At 67.1% G+C, this 16670-nt stretch carries 15 protein-coding genes and 1 riboswitch; of the genes, 10 read left to right on the top strand and 5 right to left on the bottom strand.

The genetic code is table 11. The annotated features are described in order from the left end of the window. Positions 1-5: 5 nt before the first annotated feature. On the bottom strand, positions 6-1739 hold the full coding sequence (locus AADH62_RS00705) for a glycerol-3-phosphate dehydrogenase/oxidase (protein ID WP_341577825.1): 1734 nt from the start codon (positions 1737-1739) through the stop codon (positions 6-8). A 101-nt stretch (positions 1740-1840) separates the two neighbouring features. On the opposite strand from AADH62_RS00705, the gene AADH62_RS00700 reads away from it, so the two are divergent. The 7 genes from AADH62_RS00700 to AADH62_RS00670 all read left to right on the top strand — a co-directional run bounded on the left by AADH62_RS00700 (position 1841) and on the right by AADH62_RS00670 (position 8494). Beyond that, positions 1841-2809, top strand: coding sequence for a sugar-binding transcriptional regulator (locus tag AADH62_RS00700; RefSeq protein ID WP_341577824.1), 969 nt, complete (start codon positions 1841-1843; stop codon positions 2807-2809). Positions 2810-2862: 53 nt separating this feature from the next. Next, positions 2863-3022, top strand: a riboswitch (FMN riboswitch). A gap of 86 nt (positions 3023-3108) precedes the next feature. After that, on the top strand, positions 3109-4167 hold the full coding sequence (gene ribD, locus AADH62_RS00695) for a bifunctional diaminohydroxyphosphoribosylaminopyrimidine deaminase/5-amino-6-(5-phosphoribosylamino)uracil reductase RibD (protein ID WP_341577823.1): 1059 nt from the start codon (positions 3109-3111) through the stop codon (positions 4165-4167). Positions 4168-4180: 13 nt separating this feature from the next. Beyond that, positions 4181-4825, top strand: coding sequence for a riboflavin synthase (locus AADH62_RS00690; RefSeq protein ID WP_341577822.1), 645 nt, complete (start codon positions 4181-4183; stop codon positions 4823-4825). Beyond that, positions 4822-6105 (top strand): GTP cyclohydrolase II, encoded by a 1284-nt coding sequence (gene ribA, locus AADH62_RS00685; RefSeq protein WP_341577821.1) that lies wholly within the window; start codon positions 4822-4824, stop codon positions 6103-6105. Before AADH62_RS00690 ends, ribA begins: the two co-directional genes overlap by 4 nt. Then, entirely contained in the window at positions 6102-6575 is a 474-nt protein-coding gene (gene ribH / locus AADH62_RS00680) for a 6,7-dimethyl-8-ribityllumazine synthase (protein WP_300591211.1), read from the top strand. Before ribA ends, ribH begins: the two co-directional genes overlap by 4 nt. Positions 6576-6639: 64 nt before the next feature. After that, positions 6640-6999 carry a Fe-S protein gene (locus AADH62_RS00675; protein WP_300591210.1) on the top strand — a complete coding sequence of 120 codons (360 nt, stop codon included), beginning with the start codon at positions 6640-6642 and terminating at the stop codon, positions 6997-6999. A 52-nt stretch (positions 7000-7051) separates the two neighbouring features. Beyond that, entirely contained in the window at positions 7052-8494 is a 1443-nt protein-coding gene (locus tag AADH62_RS00670) for an MFS transporter (RefSeq protein ID WP_341577820.1), read from the top strand. A gap of 30 nt (positions 8495-8524) precedes the next feature. On the opposite strand, the gene AADH62_RS00665 is transcribed toward AADH62_RS00670, so the two are convergent. From AADH62_RS00665 to AADH62_RS00655, 3 genes are read right to left on the bottom strand one after another with little or no spacing between them, the layout of a single operon-like run. Next, the gene (locus AADH62_RS00665; RefSeq protein WP_341577819.1) at positions 8525-9349 is read right to left on the bottom strand and encodes an ABC transporter permease; all 825 of its coding nucleotides are present in this window, start codon (positions 9347-9349) and stop codon (positions 8525-8527) included. After that, a complete protein-coding gene (locus AADH62_RS00660; protein WP_341577818.1) occupies positions 9346-10212 on the bottom strand; it encodes an ABC transporter permease in 867 nt (288 codons plus the stop codon). Before AADH62_RS00660 ends, AADH62_RS00665 begins: the two co-directional genes overlap by 4 nt. Continuing rightward, a complete protein-coding gene (locus AADH62_RS00655; protein WP_300592333.1) occupies positions 10209-11150 on the bottom strand; it encodes an ABC transporter ATP-binding protein in 942 nt (313 codons plus the stop codon). Before AADH62_RS00655 ends, AADH62_RS00660 begins: the two co-directional genes overlap by 4 nt. A gap of 56 nt (positions 11151-11206) precedes the next feature. Between AADH62_RS00655 and AADH62_RS00650 the strand changes: the two genes are divergently transcribed. Both AADH62_RS00650 and ligM read left to right on the top strand, forming a co-directional pair. Further along, a complete protein-coding gene (locus AADH62_RS00650; protein ID WP_341577817.1) occupies positions 11207-12322 on the top strand; it encodes a 5-methyltetrahydropteroyltriglutamate--homocysteine S-methyltransferase in 1116 nt (371 codons plus the stop codon). A 133-nt stretch (positions 12323-12455) separates the two neighbouring features. After that, positions 12456-13859 (top strand): vanillate/3-O-methylgallate O-demethylase, encoded by a 1404-nt coding sequence (gene ligM / locus AADH62_RS00645; protein WP_341577816.1) that lies wholly within the window; start codon positions 12456-12458, stop codon positions 13857-13859. An 80-nt stretch (positions 13860-13939) separates the two neighbouring features. On the opposite strand, the gene AADH62_RS00640 is transcribed toward ligM, so the two are convergent. After that, entirely contained in the window at positions 13940-14890 is a 951-nt protein-coding gene (locus AADH62_RS00640) for a LysR family transcriptional regulator (protein WP_341577815.1), read from the bottom strand. A gap of 123 nt (positions 14891-15013) precedes the next feature. Between AADH62_RS00640 and AADH62_RS00635 the strand changes: the two genes are divergently transcribed. Continuing rightward, positions 15014-16384 carry an aminomethyl transferase family protein gene (locus AADH62_RS00635; RefSeq protein WP_341577814.1) on the top strand — a complete coding sequence of 457 codons (1371 nt, stop codon included), beginning with the start codon at positions 15014-15016 and terminating at the stop codon, positions 16382-16384. Positions 16385-16670 lie beyond the last annotated feature (286 nt).

The raw sequence follows: 16670 nt of genomic DNA, 5'->3' as shown, positions 1-16670 counted from the left end.
GCCGCTCAGGCTACCGGTGCTGGCGCCGGCTGCCACGTCGGATCGGCGGCGTGGACACCGGCAAGGCCCGCGGCGACTTCCGCCGCAACGTCCTCGTCGTCCCATCCGAGCACTCCAGCGACGGCTTCGGCGATCTCCGCCGCGACCTCGGGGGTAGCCTCGCCACGGAACGCGATGCTGGTTCGGCGCAGCAGCAGGTCGGCGAGATGCACGACATCCTCTTCGCTCGCCAGGTAACGCAGCTCGCCGGTGCTGTAGGCGGGAAGGGTCCGGAGTGGCCGGTCATCGGCATCCTCGTCGACGAAGGCGATGACCTCGCGGGCTGTCGTTCCGTAGCGTTCGAGGAGGGTGGCTGCGGCATCCTTCGAGAGCCCCCGGCGGTTCTCGGCGACCCACTGGTGCCGTGCCCGCTCGGTCACCGGATACCCGGCTCCGCCGCCGATCGCACGGCCATGGGTCGTGACGATGCGGGGCCGAGCGAGCAGAGCGAGGGCGTCATCGGTGAGGTGGGCGGCGGAGGCACGGAAGGTGGTCCACTTGCCGCCGACGAGGCTGATCACCGTGGTGTCCGCCGACCCGGGGAGCTGCTCGGTCTCGACACGGTAATCGCGCGAGACGAAGCCGGGAGCGAGATCGCCGTGGCCGGGAAGCGGGCGGACACCCGAGAAGCGGTACACGATCTGCGAGCGGTCGACGGTGATGTCGGGGAAGACGTGCCCGATGAGGTCGATGAAGTAGTCAACTTCGGGCTCGGTGCACACCGCGGGCTCTGCCATGTCGTGCTCGAGGTCGGTGGTGCCGACCAGGACGCGTCCCTTGAGCGGGTAGATGAGCACGATGCGACCGTCGCGGTGTTCGAAGAAGATCTCTCGACCAGCCGTGGCTGCCAGCAGCTCGGGGTTGTCGAGCACGATGTGCGAGCCTTTGGTTCCGCCCATGAAGCTGGTCGGGGCCCCGAGGGCGCGGTTGGTGAGGTCGGTCCAGGGTCCGGATGCGTTGATCACGACCGCGGCGCGGAACGGGAACTCGGCACCTGTCTCGGTGTCGCGAAGCGTGATCGCGCCGTCCGCTGCCCCCACGACTTCGAGGTAGTTCGCGGCCCGGGCGCGGTCGCCACCGGCGGCACGCCCGTCGCGGAGCAGATCGAGCGCGAGTCGCTCAGGGTCGTGCACCGAGGCATCCCAGTAGGTCGCGGTGTACTTGACGGTCTCGTTGATCGCCGGAAGCGCTCGCAGCGAACCGGCGCGTCCGCGGAAGGTGTGGCGGGGAACACGGCCGCCGCCGCGCGAGAACGAGTCGTAGATCGTAAGGCCGATCTTGATCAGCGCGGCGCCGCGCTCGACGTGCTTTCCTGCGCCGTGACGCAGGAAACGGAGGGGCGCCGAAAACACCCCCGAGAACGTGGAGAAGATCGGGATCGTCGTCTGCAACGGACGGACGTAGTGGGGAGCCGTGGCGAGCAGATCGTTGCGTTCGGTGACCGCCTCGTGCACAAGCCGGAACTCGCCGTTCTCGAGGTAACGGACGCCGCCGTGGATCATGTGCGACGACGCTGCTGATGCGCCGCTGACGAAGTCACCGCGTTCGACGATCGCGACATCCACGCCCTGGAGAGCGAGGTCCCGAAAAGTCGCGAGTCCGTTCACCCCTCCGCCGACGATGAGAACGTCAGCCTGCGGCCGTTCGCTCAACTGGGTGACGGTGCCTCGCTCGACACTGTTTCGTTCGACGACGCTCATCGATTGGTGTCCTTCCTCGCTCGGGGACTTCCCGCGTGCTCCCATCGTCCCATGACTGATCGAAGTTGCAGACCTAATGCACATACGTGCACACTGTTCGCGTGAGCGACGACTCAAACCACTTGCGGCGGGCACTGACCGCCGCCCACCTCTACTACGTCCAGCTCCGCACCATGGATGCGATCGCCGCCGAGCTCGGGACCTCGCGCTCCACGGTGTCGCGACTGCTGTCGTTTGCGCGCGCCGAGGGAATCGTCGAGGTGCGCGTGCGTTCACCCCTCGACGCCCCGGGACTCGTGGAGACGCAGCTGCGGCGCCAGTTCGGCGTCCGCGCACAGGTCATTCCCGTCCCCGAATCGGTGAGCGATCTCGAGCGCCTCGACCGCGTCGCGCAGGGAGCAGCTCAGTTGCTCGATGAGCTAATCGTCTCGGATCTGGTGGTCGGCATCGCGTGGGGATCAACACTGGCTGCAATAGCACGGCGTCTCACTCCCAAGCGCGTGCACGGCACGACATTCGTGCAGCTGAACGGCTCGGGGAACGTGAAGACGTCCGGTATCACGTATGCGAGCGAACTGCTCAGCAGATTCAGCACCGCATACGGTGGGGATGCCGAACAGTTCCCCGTCCCCGCGTTCTTCGACGATCCCGAGACTCGGCGCGCACTCTGGCGAGAGCGCAGCACGCGACGCATCCTCGATATCCAGAGCCGCATGGGTCTCGTGCTGTTCAGCGTGGGAGCGTTCCGGGCCGAGGTACCCAGCCGCGTGCACGCCGGCGACTACCTCGAACCCGCCGATCTCGAGCAGCTAAAGGCAGAGCGCGTCGTGGGCGACGTCGCAACGGTCTTCTACCGCGCGAACGGCTCAACCGAGGGGATCGCGTTGAACGACCGTGGCTCGGGGCCGTCCTTTGATCTGCTTCGCGCGGTCCCCAGGCGCTGCTGCATCGTGACCGGCGAGGCCAAGATCCCGAGTCTGCGCGGCGCGCTCGCCGCAGGCCTCATCACAGATCTCGTCATCGATGAGCGCACCGCCCGCGCCATGGTCGACGGACGCGAAGCGGCGTAGGCCACCGGGAATGAACGCACGTGCGGCGCGTTGACTACACTCGAGAGCAATGAACGTGCTCCGGGGTCGGTGAGAATCCGAACCGGCGGTGACAGTCCGCGACCCGCTGCATCCGTGTTCGAGAGAACACCGCAGCGGTTGATCCGGTGAAATTCCGGAACCGACGGTGATGCGACGCGAAAGTGTCGTCAGTCCGGATGGGAGGCAGCACAGGTGACGCCACGGCGTTGCCGCCTTCCCTGCCCCGGCGTACCCGACCGGAGTGGGCAGTGAGTCAAGGCACAAGCGAGACAGCCGCTATGAGGCGTGCGCTGGACGCTGCGCTGCGCGGTCCCCGCGGGGTGAACCCCCAGGTCGGAGCCGTCATCCTCTCCCCGAGCGGCGAAGTACTCGCCGAGGGGTGGCACCGGGGCGTCGGAACCGCGCACGCCGAGGTCGATGCGATGTCGCAGCTGGCTCCCGAGCAGCTTCGCGGGAGCACGGCAGTGGTCACCCTCGAACCCTGCAACCACACCGGGCGCACCGGCCCGTGTGCGCAGGCACTCATTGACGCTGGTGTGGCCCGTGTGGTCTACGCGGTCGACGATCCCGGCGCCGTCTCGGGCGGCGGCGCCGAACGTCTCGCGGCATCAGGCGTAACCGTCGAGGAGGGTCTGCTGCGCGATGAAGGCACCGCGCTCCTCGACACCTGGCTCACCGTGCAGCGGCTGGGTAGACCGCACGTCACCGTGAAGTGGGCGCAGAGCCTGGATGGCCGCGCCGCGGCCGCCGACGGAACGAGCATGTGGATCACCGGCCCCGAGGCGCGCGCTGACGTGCACCGGCGGCGATCGGATGCCGATGCCATCGTGGTTGGCATTGGAACCGTGCTCGCCGATGACCCGGCGCTCACCGCACGAGGGGCTGCCGGGCAGCCACTGTCGCAGCAGCCCCTGCCTGTCGTTCTCGGGCGGCGCGCGATTCCGGATGCCGCGCAGGTGCGCAGGCATCCCCGCACCCTGATCCAGCGGCCCGGGACAGACCTCACCATGGTGCTGGACGAACTGCGCGATCTCGGCATCCAGCGTGTTTTCGTGGAGGGCGGGCCGACGGTTGCGGCATCATTCCTGCGCGCCGGGCTCGTCGACGAGGTGCTGGCGTATGTCGCTCCGGTACTGATCGGCTCCGGCCCCGACGGCGACAGGCCGGCCGTCACCGACATCGGGGTCACGACCCTCGCTGACGCTCACCGACTCGAGCTGACCGCGCTCGAGCGGCTCGGCGATGACGTGTTGCTTGTCGCACGCCCCCGCGCCGCCGCCGAGGCCCCCGAATCCCCGTCCCCCGAGACCACCGCCGCTGACGCGTCGTCGGTGTAGTCAGGAGATCGCCATGTTCACAGGACTCGTTGAAGAGATCGGCCGCGTCACCGCCGTCGAACCGTCGGGTGACGGCATCCGGGTGACGATTCACGCACCGCGATCCGTCGCTGATGCCGCGCACGGCGACTCCATCGCCGTCAGCGGTGTGTGCCTGACCGTCGTCGCCCGCGACGGCGACGGCTTCACCGCCGACGTGATGCGCCAGACGCTCGACATGTCGACCCTCGCCGATGTTTCCGTCGACCGCCTGGTCAACCTCGAACGCGCTACCGCAGCAGGCGGGCGCCTGGGTGGACACATCGTGCAGGGGCACATCGATGGCACGGGCACCGTCGTCGAGGTGCGGCCCGGCGACCAGTGGCGCGTGATCCGCGTCGCGATCCCCCAGCATCTGGCGCCTCTGGTCGTCGACAAGGGCTCGATCGCGATGGACGGCGTCTCGCTGACCGTCAGCGCCGTGAGCGACCCGGCCGCGACAGAGCCGTGGTTCGAGGTTTCGCTCATCCCCGAAACCCTCGAGGCTACGACGTTCGACTCCCTGCAGCCGGGCTCGCCCGTGAACCTCGAAACCGACATCCTTGCCCGTCACGTGCAGCGTCTGCTGGCGTTCCCCTCGGCGGCCGAGGCCGCCCCGACCGAAGGAGGCTCGCGATGAGCCTTGCCCCCATCCCCGAGGCCCTGGATGCGCTACGCGCCGGGCGCCCGATCATCGTCGCGGATGACGAGAATCGCGAGAACGAGGGCGATGTCGTCCTCTCGGCAGAGCTCGCCACCCCCGAGGCTGTGGCGTGGACGATCCGCTGGTCCAGCGGCCTGCTGTGCGCGCCGATGCCCGCCGAATGGGCAGACCGGCTCGACCTGCCGCCCATGGTTGCGGTCAACGAGGATGCGCGGGGGACCGCGTACACCGTCACGGTGGATGCCGCCGACCGCACCTCGACCGGCATCAGCGCGAGCGATCGGGCACACACACTGAACGTGCTGGCCAACCCGGAATCGACGCCGTCGAGCGTCATACGACCGGGCCACGTACTGCCCCTGCGCGCCGTCGACGGCGGCGTTCGCGAACGCGCCGGCCACACCGAAGCTGCCGTCGAGTTGATGCGCCTGGCAGGCCTGCAGCCGGTCGGCGCGATCGCGGAGGTCGTGGCCGAGGACGGCTCGATGATGCGGATGCCGGGACTGCTCGAGCTCGGTGCGCGCGACGGCGTGCCGGTCATCACGATCGAGCAGCTCATCGCCTACCTCGACGAGCATGAGCCGCGCACCGTCGAACCACGGGAGGTGCACCATCGGCGCGTGAGCCTGCGGGCCGAGGCGACAGTCCCCACGACTCACGGCGTGTTCCGCTTTCTCGCCTACAAGGATCGGATCACCGGCACCGACCACATCGCGGTCGTGGCTGGCGACCTGGCCGAGGATGCACCACTCGTCCGCGTGCACTCGGAGTGCCTGACCGGCGAGGCCTTCGGCTCACTCAAGTGCGAATGCGGGCCACAGCTGGATGCCGCGCTCGACGCTATCGCGCAGAACGGCGGAGTTGTCATCTACATGCGCGGACACGAGGGACGCGGCATCGGGCTGATCAACAAGCTGCGCGCCTACAGTCTGCAGGAGCGGGGGCTCGACACCGTCGACGCGAACCTTGCTCTCGGGCTGCCCGCCGATGCGCGTGACTACGCTGCAGCCGCCGGCATCCTGGGAGATCTCGGCATCGAGCGGATGCGTCTGCTCACCAACAACGGCGACAAGGTCGCTCAGCTGCGTGGTCTCGGTCTCGACATCGTCGAGCAGGTGCCGCTCCTCGTGGGCGTGGGGCCGAACAACCACCAGTACCTGGCCACGAAGGCCGAGCGCATGGGACACACCATCGCCCTCGACGACCTGGATCGCGCCCTCGGAGTCGGGGCCGCAGCAGAGAGGACCGACGCATGAGCGGAACCGGCGCCCCCGAGCGCGACACCATCGACGGCTCGGGCCTGAACATCGTGATCGTCGCGGGCCAATGGCACGAGACCATCGCGAACGGCCTCCTGGAGGGTGCCCGTCGGGCACTTGAGGATGCCGGTGCGTCGTACCGGGTCGTGCCCGTCCCGGGATCATTCGAGCTTCCCGTCGTGGCGAAGGCAGCCCTGGATGCCGGCGCTGATGCGGTAGTTGCGCTCGGGGTCATCATCCGCGGCGGCACTCCGCACTTCGAGTTCGTCTCGTCGGCGGCCACCGACGGACTCACCCGCGTGGCCCTCGACACCGGCAAGCCCGTCGGCTTCGGCGTGCTGACCCTGGACGACGAGGCACAGGGAATCGACCGAGCCGGCCTTCCAGGCTCGCGCGAAGACAAGGGCTTCGAAGCTGCGGATGCCGCGCTGCGCACCGCGCTCGCGCTGCGGGAGCTGCGGGCCTGACAGGCCGACGAGAGTCAGGCGAAGAAGACTCCACCTTCAGTGATGCATAAGGTACGCTGACGGCATGGAGATTCTTCGTCACGCCGTGCTTCTCGTTCACCTCTCGGGCTTTGCGATTCTGTTCGGCGCCTGGGTCGTCGAAGCGGTGCGGCGCACCGGAGCCGTGACGACGCTCATGAACTGGGGCCTGCTGATCGCGGGCGTCGCAGGGCTCGCGCTGGCCGCGCCGTGGGGCGTCCCCGAGGGCGTCGAGTTCAACTACGTGAAGATCGGGACGAAGCTCGTCATCCTGCTCATCATCGGAGCACTCCTCGGCATCGGCTCAGCCCGCACCAAGCGGAACGGCTCGGCACCGGCCGGTGTATTCTGGGCGATCGGCATCCTCACCTTCGCGAACGCGGCGATCGCCACTCTCTGGCGCTAGGCGAGTCCGGAGGCGCGGACGCCGTTCTCGTCCGCCTCCTCCACAGGCCAGCATGACCTCCGCCACCGGTACCCTTCCCGTGCCCGCCAACCCGCGAAGCCGTGTCATCACGGCAAGCCTTGTCGGCACGACGATCGAGTTCTACGACTTCTACGTCTACGCGACGGCGGCGGTTCTGGTCTTCCCCGCGTTGTTCTTTCCGACGGGCAACGAGACCACGTCACTCTTGGCATCCTTCGCAGTGTTCGGCGCCGCGATGGTGGCCCGCCCGCTCGGCGCCGTCGTGTTCGGGCACTTCGGCGACCGGTTCGGCCGCAAGGCAACCCTGGTCACCTCGCTTCTCACTATGGGTATCGCGACCTTCGTGATCGGCCTGCTCCCGACCGTGAACGAGATCGGGGTCTGGGCCGCGGTGTTCCTGCTTGTGCTGCGACTCGCGCAGGGGTTCGCGCTGGGCGGCGAGTGGTCGGGGGCCGCGCTCGTCGCTACCGAGAACGCCCCGGCGGGCAAGCGAGCCTGGTACGGCACGTTCCCACAGCTCGGCGCCCCGATCGGTTTCATCATCGCGAACGGCATCTTCCTGGCGATCAACCTCGCGCTCCCCCACCCCGATGGCACGGCTCAAGCTTCGGACGCGTTTCTTGCCTGGGGCTGGCGCATCCCGTTTCTGTTCTCGGCGGTCATGGTCATCGTCGGCCTGTGGGTTCGGCTGCGCCTGGTCGAGTCTGACTCGTTCACGCGGGCCGAGAAGAGGGGGACGCTCCGAAAGTTCCCCCTCGGGCTCGCGCTGCGTCGCTATTGGTGGCAGCTGATTCTCGGCACGTTCATCATGCTGGCTACCTACGTGCTGTTCTACCTGATGACGAGCTTCACGCTCTCGTACGGAACGAAGGCGACGACGGATGCCGCGCAGGCAGCCGCAGAAGCGGCAGGAACCTCGTTCGACCCGGCCACCTACGTGCCTGGCCTCGGCTTCGGATACACGGACTTCGTGCTGATGCAGATCATCGGCGTCGTGTTCTTCGGGATCTTCACGCTGCTCTCTGGCCCCGTGGCTGACGCGATCGGCAGGCGCCGCCTGCTGCTGTGGGTGACCGCGGCGATCATCGTGTTCGGTGTCACGTTCACAGTCTTCCTGCTCCCCCAGGCCGATCCGAAGTTCACCGGTGCGCTGGTGCAGGCCTTCCTCGTGTTCGGGTTCGTGCTCATGGGTTCGACCTTCGGGCCGATGGGCGCGGTGCTGCCCGAACTGTTCCCCACCGAGGTGCGCTACACCGGGTCGGCGATCTCCTACAACGTCTCGTCGATCCTGGGTGCGGCGCTTGCACCCTTGGTGGCCGTGGCGCTGTGGGCGGCCGCCGATGGGAGCCCCTGGCTCGTCGGTGTATATCTTTCGGCGATGGCAGTGCTCACCTTCATCGCCCTCCTCCTCTCGCCGGAGACCAGGGACGTGGACTACGACGAGATCGGAGCGGGCGAGACGGTATCGCTCTAGCGCGAGCGTCGGGGGCGGGATGCCTTCGCGTCAGTCCAAGAAGAGCTTCCGCAGTCGGGTGGTCGTGAAGATGAGGCCGACGGCGATCATGACCACGTAGTAGAGGACGTGGCCGAGCATCGCGATCGACAGTGCCCCGGTGGTGAGGCCACGAATGAGTTCGACGCCGTGCCACAGCGGTAGGGCCATGACGATCGCCTGGACGAACTCCGGATAGACGGTGATCGGGTAGAAGGTCGCCGAGAAGAGGAACATCGGCAGCAGCACCATGTTGATCCAGTCCATGTGCTGGAAGGTCTTCATGTAGCTCGTCACCGCCATCCCGAGGCTCGCGAACCCGAAAGCGATGAGCACGACCGCGGGCAGCGCGAGGATCGCCGTGGGCGCGAGGTTCAGGCCCGCAAACTGCATGATGATCATGAACCCGGTCGCGTAAACGAGTCCGCGCAGCAGCGCGTACATGATCTCGCCGAGGGCGACATCCAGTGGGCCGAGGGATGTCGAGAGCTGCCCCTCATAGAGCTTGCCGTAGTTCAGCTTGAAGAAGACGTTCCAGGTGGAGTCGTAGATGGCGCCGTTCATCGCCGACACCGCCAACAGTGCGGGAGCGATGAAGGCCGCGTAGGAAACCTCCATCCCCGAGGAGGTCTCGACATCCTCGATGAGGCTACCCAGACCGATGCCGAGCGAGGCAAGGTAGAACACGGGCTCGAAAAAGCCCGAGAGCACAACGACCCAGCTCGACGACCGCGCCGCGATGAGACCCCGTTGCACGACGGCCCAGGGGTTGCCCGACCACAGCGCACGGACGCTCCCGCTGCGGCGGGGTTCGGTCTCCGATGCCAGCGCGGTCATTTCGCGAGCCTCCGCGCGAAGGTGCGGCGCGCGAACGCGTAGCCGACGACGGTCAGAAGAACGACATACGCGAGGTGGATCGCGACAGCGCCGGGGCCACCGGGCGACCCATACGTTGCCATCCGACCCAGCTCCGACGCGTGCCACAGGGGCGAGATCCAACCGATCCACTGCAGCCAGATCGGGAGGTTCTCGAGCGGGTAGAAGGTGCCCGAGAACAGGAACATCGGCACGAACAGGAAGCGCTGCACGAGCGCAAACTGACCCTTGTCGTCCTGGATCGACGCCGCATACGCCATCAAAGGCACGCCGAACGCGAGCCCCGCAAGCAGCCCGACGAACATCGCCAGCCAGCCGGTGGCAGGGTCGGGAACCGCACCGAAGAGGACGATGAAGACGTAGTAGGCGACGACGGCTATCAGCATCCTCGCCGAGGCGCCGAGGATGACCCCGTTCGCGATCTGCGGGCTCGACAGCGCCGACGCGTTGAAGCCGTAGAAGTAGCGGCGCCACTTGAACCCCGACATCACCGGGTAGGTGAACTCTTCGGTGGCCACGCCGATCGCTGCGGTCATGAGTAGCGCCGGGGCGACGAACACGAGGTAACGCACCTGCTCGCCGTGCACCTCGATCGTGCCGTCCAGGAGCGCGGCAAGACCCAGCACCAGCCCCAGCAGATACAGGATGGGCTGGCCGAGAGCACCGACGACGATCGTCCACCCGTAGGCGCGCATCGCACGCACCATATGCTCGGCGACGTACCACGAGCCCCACCGGCGGGGCTTGCGCCCCCAGGCGAGAGCTTCGGCACGCAACTCGTCCAGGGTTGGCTGAGTGCGCGCATCCGGAATCGGCGTGCTCATTCGATCAGCGACCTTCCGGTCAGGCGCAGGAACACATCCTCCAGGCTCGACCGGCGCACCAGCGAGGTCAGCGGCTGCAGGCCCGCGGCGGTCACCCGTTCGAGAGCCTGCTCACCGTCGTGCGCGTAGACGAGGATGCGGTCAGGGAGCACCTCGACGCGGTCGCCGATCCCCGCGAGCTGCGGCGCCACCTGCTCATTGCGATCCGACCCGAAACGCACCTCGAGCACCTCACGGCTGGAGTGCTCGCGGATGAGCGAGGCCGGCGTCCCCTCGGCCATGATCTGCCCCTTGTCGACCACGATGAGCCTGTCGCACAGTTGCTCGGCCTCGTCCATGTAGTGCGTCGTCAGCACGAGCGTCGTGCCGCGCTCCTTGAGACGGAAAAGACGGTCCCACAGCACGTGGCGGGCCTGCGGGTCGAGTCCCGTCGTGGGCTCGTCCAGCAGCAGGATGCGGGGATCGTTGATCAGCCCGCGGGCGATCGTGAGCCGTCGCTTCATGCCGCCCGAGAGTTGATCGACCTTGCTCTTCGCCTTGTCTTCGAGCGCAGCGAACGCCAGCAGCTCGTCGGCCTTCTGTGCGCACACCTTGCCCGGGAGCCCGAAATAGCGGCCATAGATGAAGAGGTTCTCGCGGGCGTTGAGTTCGCCATCGAGGTTGTCCTGCTGCGGGACGACACCCAGCCGCGAACGGATCTCAGGACCGTACTGGTCAGGATCCAGGCCCAGGATGCTGAGCTCCCCGCTCGTGCGGGTCGAGACCGCACCGATCATCTTCATCGTCGTGGACTTGCCGGCGCCGTTCGGGCCGAGAAGTCCGAATGACTCGCCGGGGGCCACCTCGAACGACAGCCCGTTCACGGCAAGGAAGTCATCCTTGCCGGCGATCTTGTAAGCCTTGACGAGGTTGTGGGCGCGGATCACAGGCTCTGGCACCGTCCTACTGTACGAGCGATCTCCGACATCCGACGACGCGGGAGTAGCATCCCGGTGTGACCGATACACAGCTTCCCTACCGCGCCGACATCGTCGGCAGTTTCCTTCGACCGGCAGCCCTCGCCGAGGCTCGCGCCGCGCGCGCTGCGGGCGAAATCGATGATGCCGCCCTCCGCGAGGTGGAAGATGCCGAGATCGCCGCGCTCGTGGCGAAGGAAGCGCAGAACGGTCTGCGGCTCGCCACCGACGGCGAGTTCCGGCGGTCATGGTGGCACTTCGACTTCTTCGGGATGCTCGATGGTGTCGAGGTGGTCGAACTCGACCACGGCATCCAGTTCCAGGGCGTGCAGACGCGGCCTCTCGGCCTGCAGGTGAACGGACGCATCGGCTTCAGCGACACGCATCCGTTCCTCGCCCACTTCCGCTCGCTCGCCGAGGCCACTGTCGCCACCGGGGCAACGCCGAAGTTCACGATCCCCGCCCCCACCGTTTTCGACTTCCGCCTCGAGCCTGCGGGGATCACCACTGACCTCTACGCCGACCGCGATGCCCTCGTGCCCGACCTCGTGCAGGCCTACCGCGACGCGGTGCAGGCGTTCTATGAGGCCGGATGCCGCTACCTGCAGTTCGACGACACGGCGTGGGCCTACCTCTGCTCGCCCGAGGAGCTCGAGAAGGCAGCGGCCCGCGGCATCCGTACCGAGGGAATCGGCGAACGCTACTCCGCGATGCTCAACGCGATCCTCGAGGCAAAGCCCGCCGACATGACGATCACGACGCACGTGTGCCGCGGCAACTTCCGGTCCACGTGGATCTCGTCCGGCGGTTACGAACCCGTCGCCAAGCACCTGCTCGCCGACACGAACTATGACGGCTACTTCCTCGAGTACGACAGCGACCGCGCTGGTGGTTTCGAGCCGCTCCGCTTCCTTCCCCACGGCCACAAGCGGGTTGTGCTGGGCCTCGTGACCACCAAGTCGGGCGAGCTCGAGGATGCCGACCTGCTGCGCACTCGCATTCAGGAGGCAGCGCAGTTCGCACCGCTGGAGCAGCTTGCCCTCAGCCCGCAGTGCGGATTCGCCTCAACCGAGGAAGGCAACCTCCTCACCGAGGACGAGCAGTGGGCCAAGATCCGTCTGGTCGTCGACACTGCCGCCACCGTCTGGGAGTGAGCTCGCCGCTCCAGATCGCCCCGTCGGGCGTTCCGCAGGATTGTGTTTACAACTAAATACCTCTGGACATAGGTAAATTTTGCCCGTACGCTCTCGCTGAAGCCACCCGGACGAGGAAGTCGAGGAGACACCCATGGCCAAGAATCTGCAAGAGCTGCTGGACGAGAAGGGCGATACCGTCCGGATGCTGCGGGACTCGCAGCTCGGGACGTACATCTACCCCGTGGTTCCGGCTGAGTTCAGCAACTGGCGCCGCGAGCAGAAGGCGTGGCGCAACGCCGCGGTGCTCTACGACCAGAGCCACCACATGGTCAACTTCTTCGTGAAGGGCCCCGACGCGCTGAAGCTGCTCACCGACACGGGCATCAACGGGTTCAAGAACTTCCCCGTCAACACCGCCAAGCAGTTCGTTCCCACCGCCTCCAACGGCGGCGTCATCGGTGACGGCATCCTCTTCCACGAAGCAGAGGGTGAGTACGTCTACGTCGGCCGCGCCCCCGGGGCGAACTGGCTGCAGTTCCACGCCGAGACCGGCGGATACGACGTCGAGTTCCGCTACGACGACCGCTCCCCCTCCCGCCCCTACGGCCAGGCCGTGCACCGCGACTACTACCGCTTCCAGATCCAGGGCCCGAACGCCTGGGCGATCATCGAGAAGCTCGCCGGCGGACCGGTCGAGCAGGTCAAGTTCTTCCACATGGGAGAGATGACGATCGCCGGCGAGAAGGTGCGCACGCTCCGTCACGGCATGGCAGGCGCTCCAGGCCTGGAGATCTGGGGACCCTACGAGCAGCACGGCAAGATCCGCGATGCCATCCTCGAGGCAGGCCGCGAGTTCGGCATCGAACCCTGCGGCTCGCGCGCCTACTCGTCGAACACTCTCGAGTCGGGCTGGATCCCCTCGCCCCTGCCCGCGATCTACTCCAGCGAGGCCGAGCGCGCCTACCGCGAGTGGCTGCCCGCGAACAGCTACGAAGCGATCAACGCGCTGGCAGGGTCCTTCGTCTCGGAGAACATCGAGGACTACTACCTGAACCCGTGGGAGCTCGGCTACGGCTCGTTCGTGAAGTTCGATCACGACTTCATCGGTCGTGACGCGCTCGAAAAGCTCGATCCCGAGACCCAGCGCAAGAAGGTCACGCTCGCGTGGAACGACGAGGACCTCACCAAGGTGCTCGCCTCGGTGCTCGACCGCGAAGGCCCCGGGTACCAGTTCTTCGACCTGCCCAACGCCAACTACGGCTCGAGCAACTACGACGCCGTCATCGACGCCGACGGCAACACCGTGGGCCTCTCGCTGTTCACGGGCGTCACCGCGAACGAGAAGCGCGGCCTGTCGCTGGCCACTGTCGACCGTGACGTTCCCGTGGGAGCCGAGGTTCGTGCCGTCTGGGGCGAGCCGAACGGCGGATCGGGCAAGACGACAGTCGAGCCGCACGAGCAGATCGCGATCCGCGCCGTCGTCAGCCCCGTGCCCTACGCCGTGACCGCACGCCAGGAGTACCAGGGCGGGTGGCGCACCACCGGATCGCTCTGATCCGGCAGCGCTTCGCGCACAACGATCTCGGGGGCGGATGCTGCGGCATCCGCCCCCGAGATCGTCTTCGGGCAGTCGCGTCAGGACGCGATGTGGATGCCTTCGAAGCCGCCCGGAAAGCCGCTGACCGCCGCCGAGACGGTGTTGAAGAACCAGTCGAGCGCACCCGCGTGCTGTGGGGACCGGCGACGATAGAGATGCAGTTCGACGGGTCCGAGAGCGAAGGGCAGTTCGCGGATGATGAGCGGCCAGCTCCGCGACCATCCGACAGCCAGTGTCTCGGGAATCGTCGCGATGAGCGTCGTCGACCGCGCGAGTAAGGGCGGGAGCGACGCGATGTGTTGCACGCTCACCGCCGGCGGCTCGCTCACGCCGTGGCGAGCGTGTACGCCGGCCAGCAGGCGGGCACTCGAGTCGCCCTCGACCCAGACCCGGCGCGCCGCACGGTACGCCTCGAGACTCATCTCAGCGCCGACGAGGGGGTTCTGCGAGGACATCACGACGCGGTACTCCTCGCGCTTGACCGTCTGGCGCTCGAACGCAGCGGGCAGTTCCGCCGGGGTGATGGCAAGGTCCACAGATCCTCGGGTGAGTAGATCCTCGAGGTCTTCACCGCGCAACGCTGTGACGGCAAGGCGCGCGCGCGGCGCTCCGAGCGCCATCGCGTCGCCGATCGCCGGAAGCCAGCCGATCTCACCGAGCTCCGACAGTGCGATGCGGAAGGTGCGCTCAGAGGTCAGGGGGTCGAACCCGGTCACTGCCGCAATGGTCCGATCGATCACTGACATGCCCTCGTGGAGCTCGGGATAGATCGCTTCGGCAAGCGCTGTGGGACGCATCCCCTGCGCCGTTCGCTCGAACAGCGGATCTCCGAGTTCCCGGCGCAGCCGCGCGAGCGACTGACTGATCGCCGACTGCGTCACGAACAATCTGCGCCCCGCCGCTGTCAGGCTGCCGGCCTCGTAGATCGCAACGAACACGCGGGTGAGGTTCAGGTCAGTGAGCATGCGTGCCCCTCGATCGATCGACATGAGGACTGCTCATAGCGCTATTAGCAGGGCTCATCATGAAAGGGTATTTGATTCAGCCGCGCTTGGGATAGCGTCTCCTCGGACCGGCGCGCACCGCGTCGAGCCCGGAACGAAGGAGTTCACATGACCGAGTCGTTGGCTGCCGCGATCGCCCGAGCGGGAAGCCCCGTGCAGCTTCTGCGCAACGCACAGGCGCGGCCCACGATCTTTCCCGTAACGGCGGAGTTCAGCAACTGGAGATCCGAGCAGCAGTCCTGGCGCAGCACCGTCGCCCTGCTCGACCAGTCCCACCACATGACCGACCTGTTCATCCGCGGTCGCGACGCCCTGCGTCTGCTGAGCAACCTCGGCGTCAACAGCTTCGCCCGCTTCGAGGTCGACAATGCGAAGCAGTTCATTGCCGTAGGCGACGAGGGCTACCTCATCGGCGACGCGATCCTCTTCTACCTGGCCGAAGAAGAGTTCGACCTCGTCGGCCACCAGATGGTGATCGACTGGGTCCAGTTCCACGGCGAGACCGGAGACTACGACGTCACCTTCGAGCGGGACGGCAACTCGATCGTGCGCTCCGGCAACCCCACGCTCTACCGCTACGAGCTGCAGGGACCGAACGCGCTGGAGCTCATGGAACGCGTCACCGGCGCGCCAGTCCCGCCCACGCGGTTCTTCCACATGGCCACCTTCACGATCGACGGCATCACCGTGCGTTCGCTGCGCCACGGCATGGCCGGCCAGCCCGGCTTCGAGCTCTTTGGCCCCTGGGAGGACGGCGAGCGCGTTCGTGAGGCGCTGCTGCGCGAAGGCGCGGCGCTCGGGCTAGTCCGGGTCGGTTCCAAGGCTTACTCGTCGGCGAACCTCGAGTCTGCATGGGTACCCTCTCCGCTGCCGGCGATCTTCACCGGAGCCCACGCAGAGCGCTACCTCGACTGGCTCCCCGCCACCAGCGCCGGATCCCTGGCCGGGAGCCTGAGCTCCGACCGGATCGAGGACTACTACGTCACCCCCTACGACCTGGGGTACGGCCGCAGCGTGGCGTTCGATCACGACTTCCTCGGGCGGGACGCACTTGAGCGCATCGCCCAGCAGCCCCAGCGCACCAAGGTGACGTTGATCTGGAACCCCGACGATGTCGCAGCGGCGCAGCGATCCCTGCTCGAGCCGGGGTTGCCGGCGAAGTACATCGACTTCCCGAAGGCGCGCTACGGCCTGTATCAGGTCGACCGCGTTCTCATCAACGGTCGCGACGTCGGGATCTCGCACGACGCCGGGTACATCACGAACGAGCAGGTGTTCGCTTCGCTGGCGAGTCTCGTTCCGGATGCCGCGGAGCCGGGCACGGAGGTCGTGGTGGTGTGGGGCGAGGACCCTAACTCCGCCAAGCCCGCTGTCGAGCCACACCGTCAGGTTGAGATCCGCGCGACGGTTGCTCCCGCACCGTATTCGTCGTACGCGCGCGAGAACTACCGTCGGGACACCTCAGCCGCATCCAGCTGACGGGCGGGAGGTCGTCGCCGCCGCGCTAAGCCACACCGCGCGGCGGCGACGACGCGCGACGCCCCGGGTCGGGGTGTGTCTCGAGGTAGGCGAGCGAGCGGGGATCGCCTCGCGGATCTGCCTGGTGACGTCGGTGCTCGGGGCACCCTCGACTGACATCGTCGTCATCGACGTATCCTCCTCGACTCGACAATAGTGTTTGCAGCCCGGCTGTCGGCGATATCTTTCACGATCTCGGCGCGGATCCTCGCACAGTCCGTCTACCGTGGGGCGAGCGGGGTATCCA

Origin of the sequence: Microbacterium schleiferi, assembly GCF_038150145.1 — a bacterium.
Lineage (GTDB): Bacteria > Actinomycetota > Actinomycetes > Actinomycetales > Microbacteriaceae > Microbacterium > Microbacterium schleiferi_B.
The sequence above is the reverse complement of the archived record's forward strand: the minus strand, read 5'-3'. Positions and strand labels throughout refer to the sequence as shown.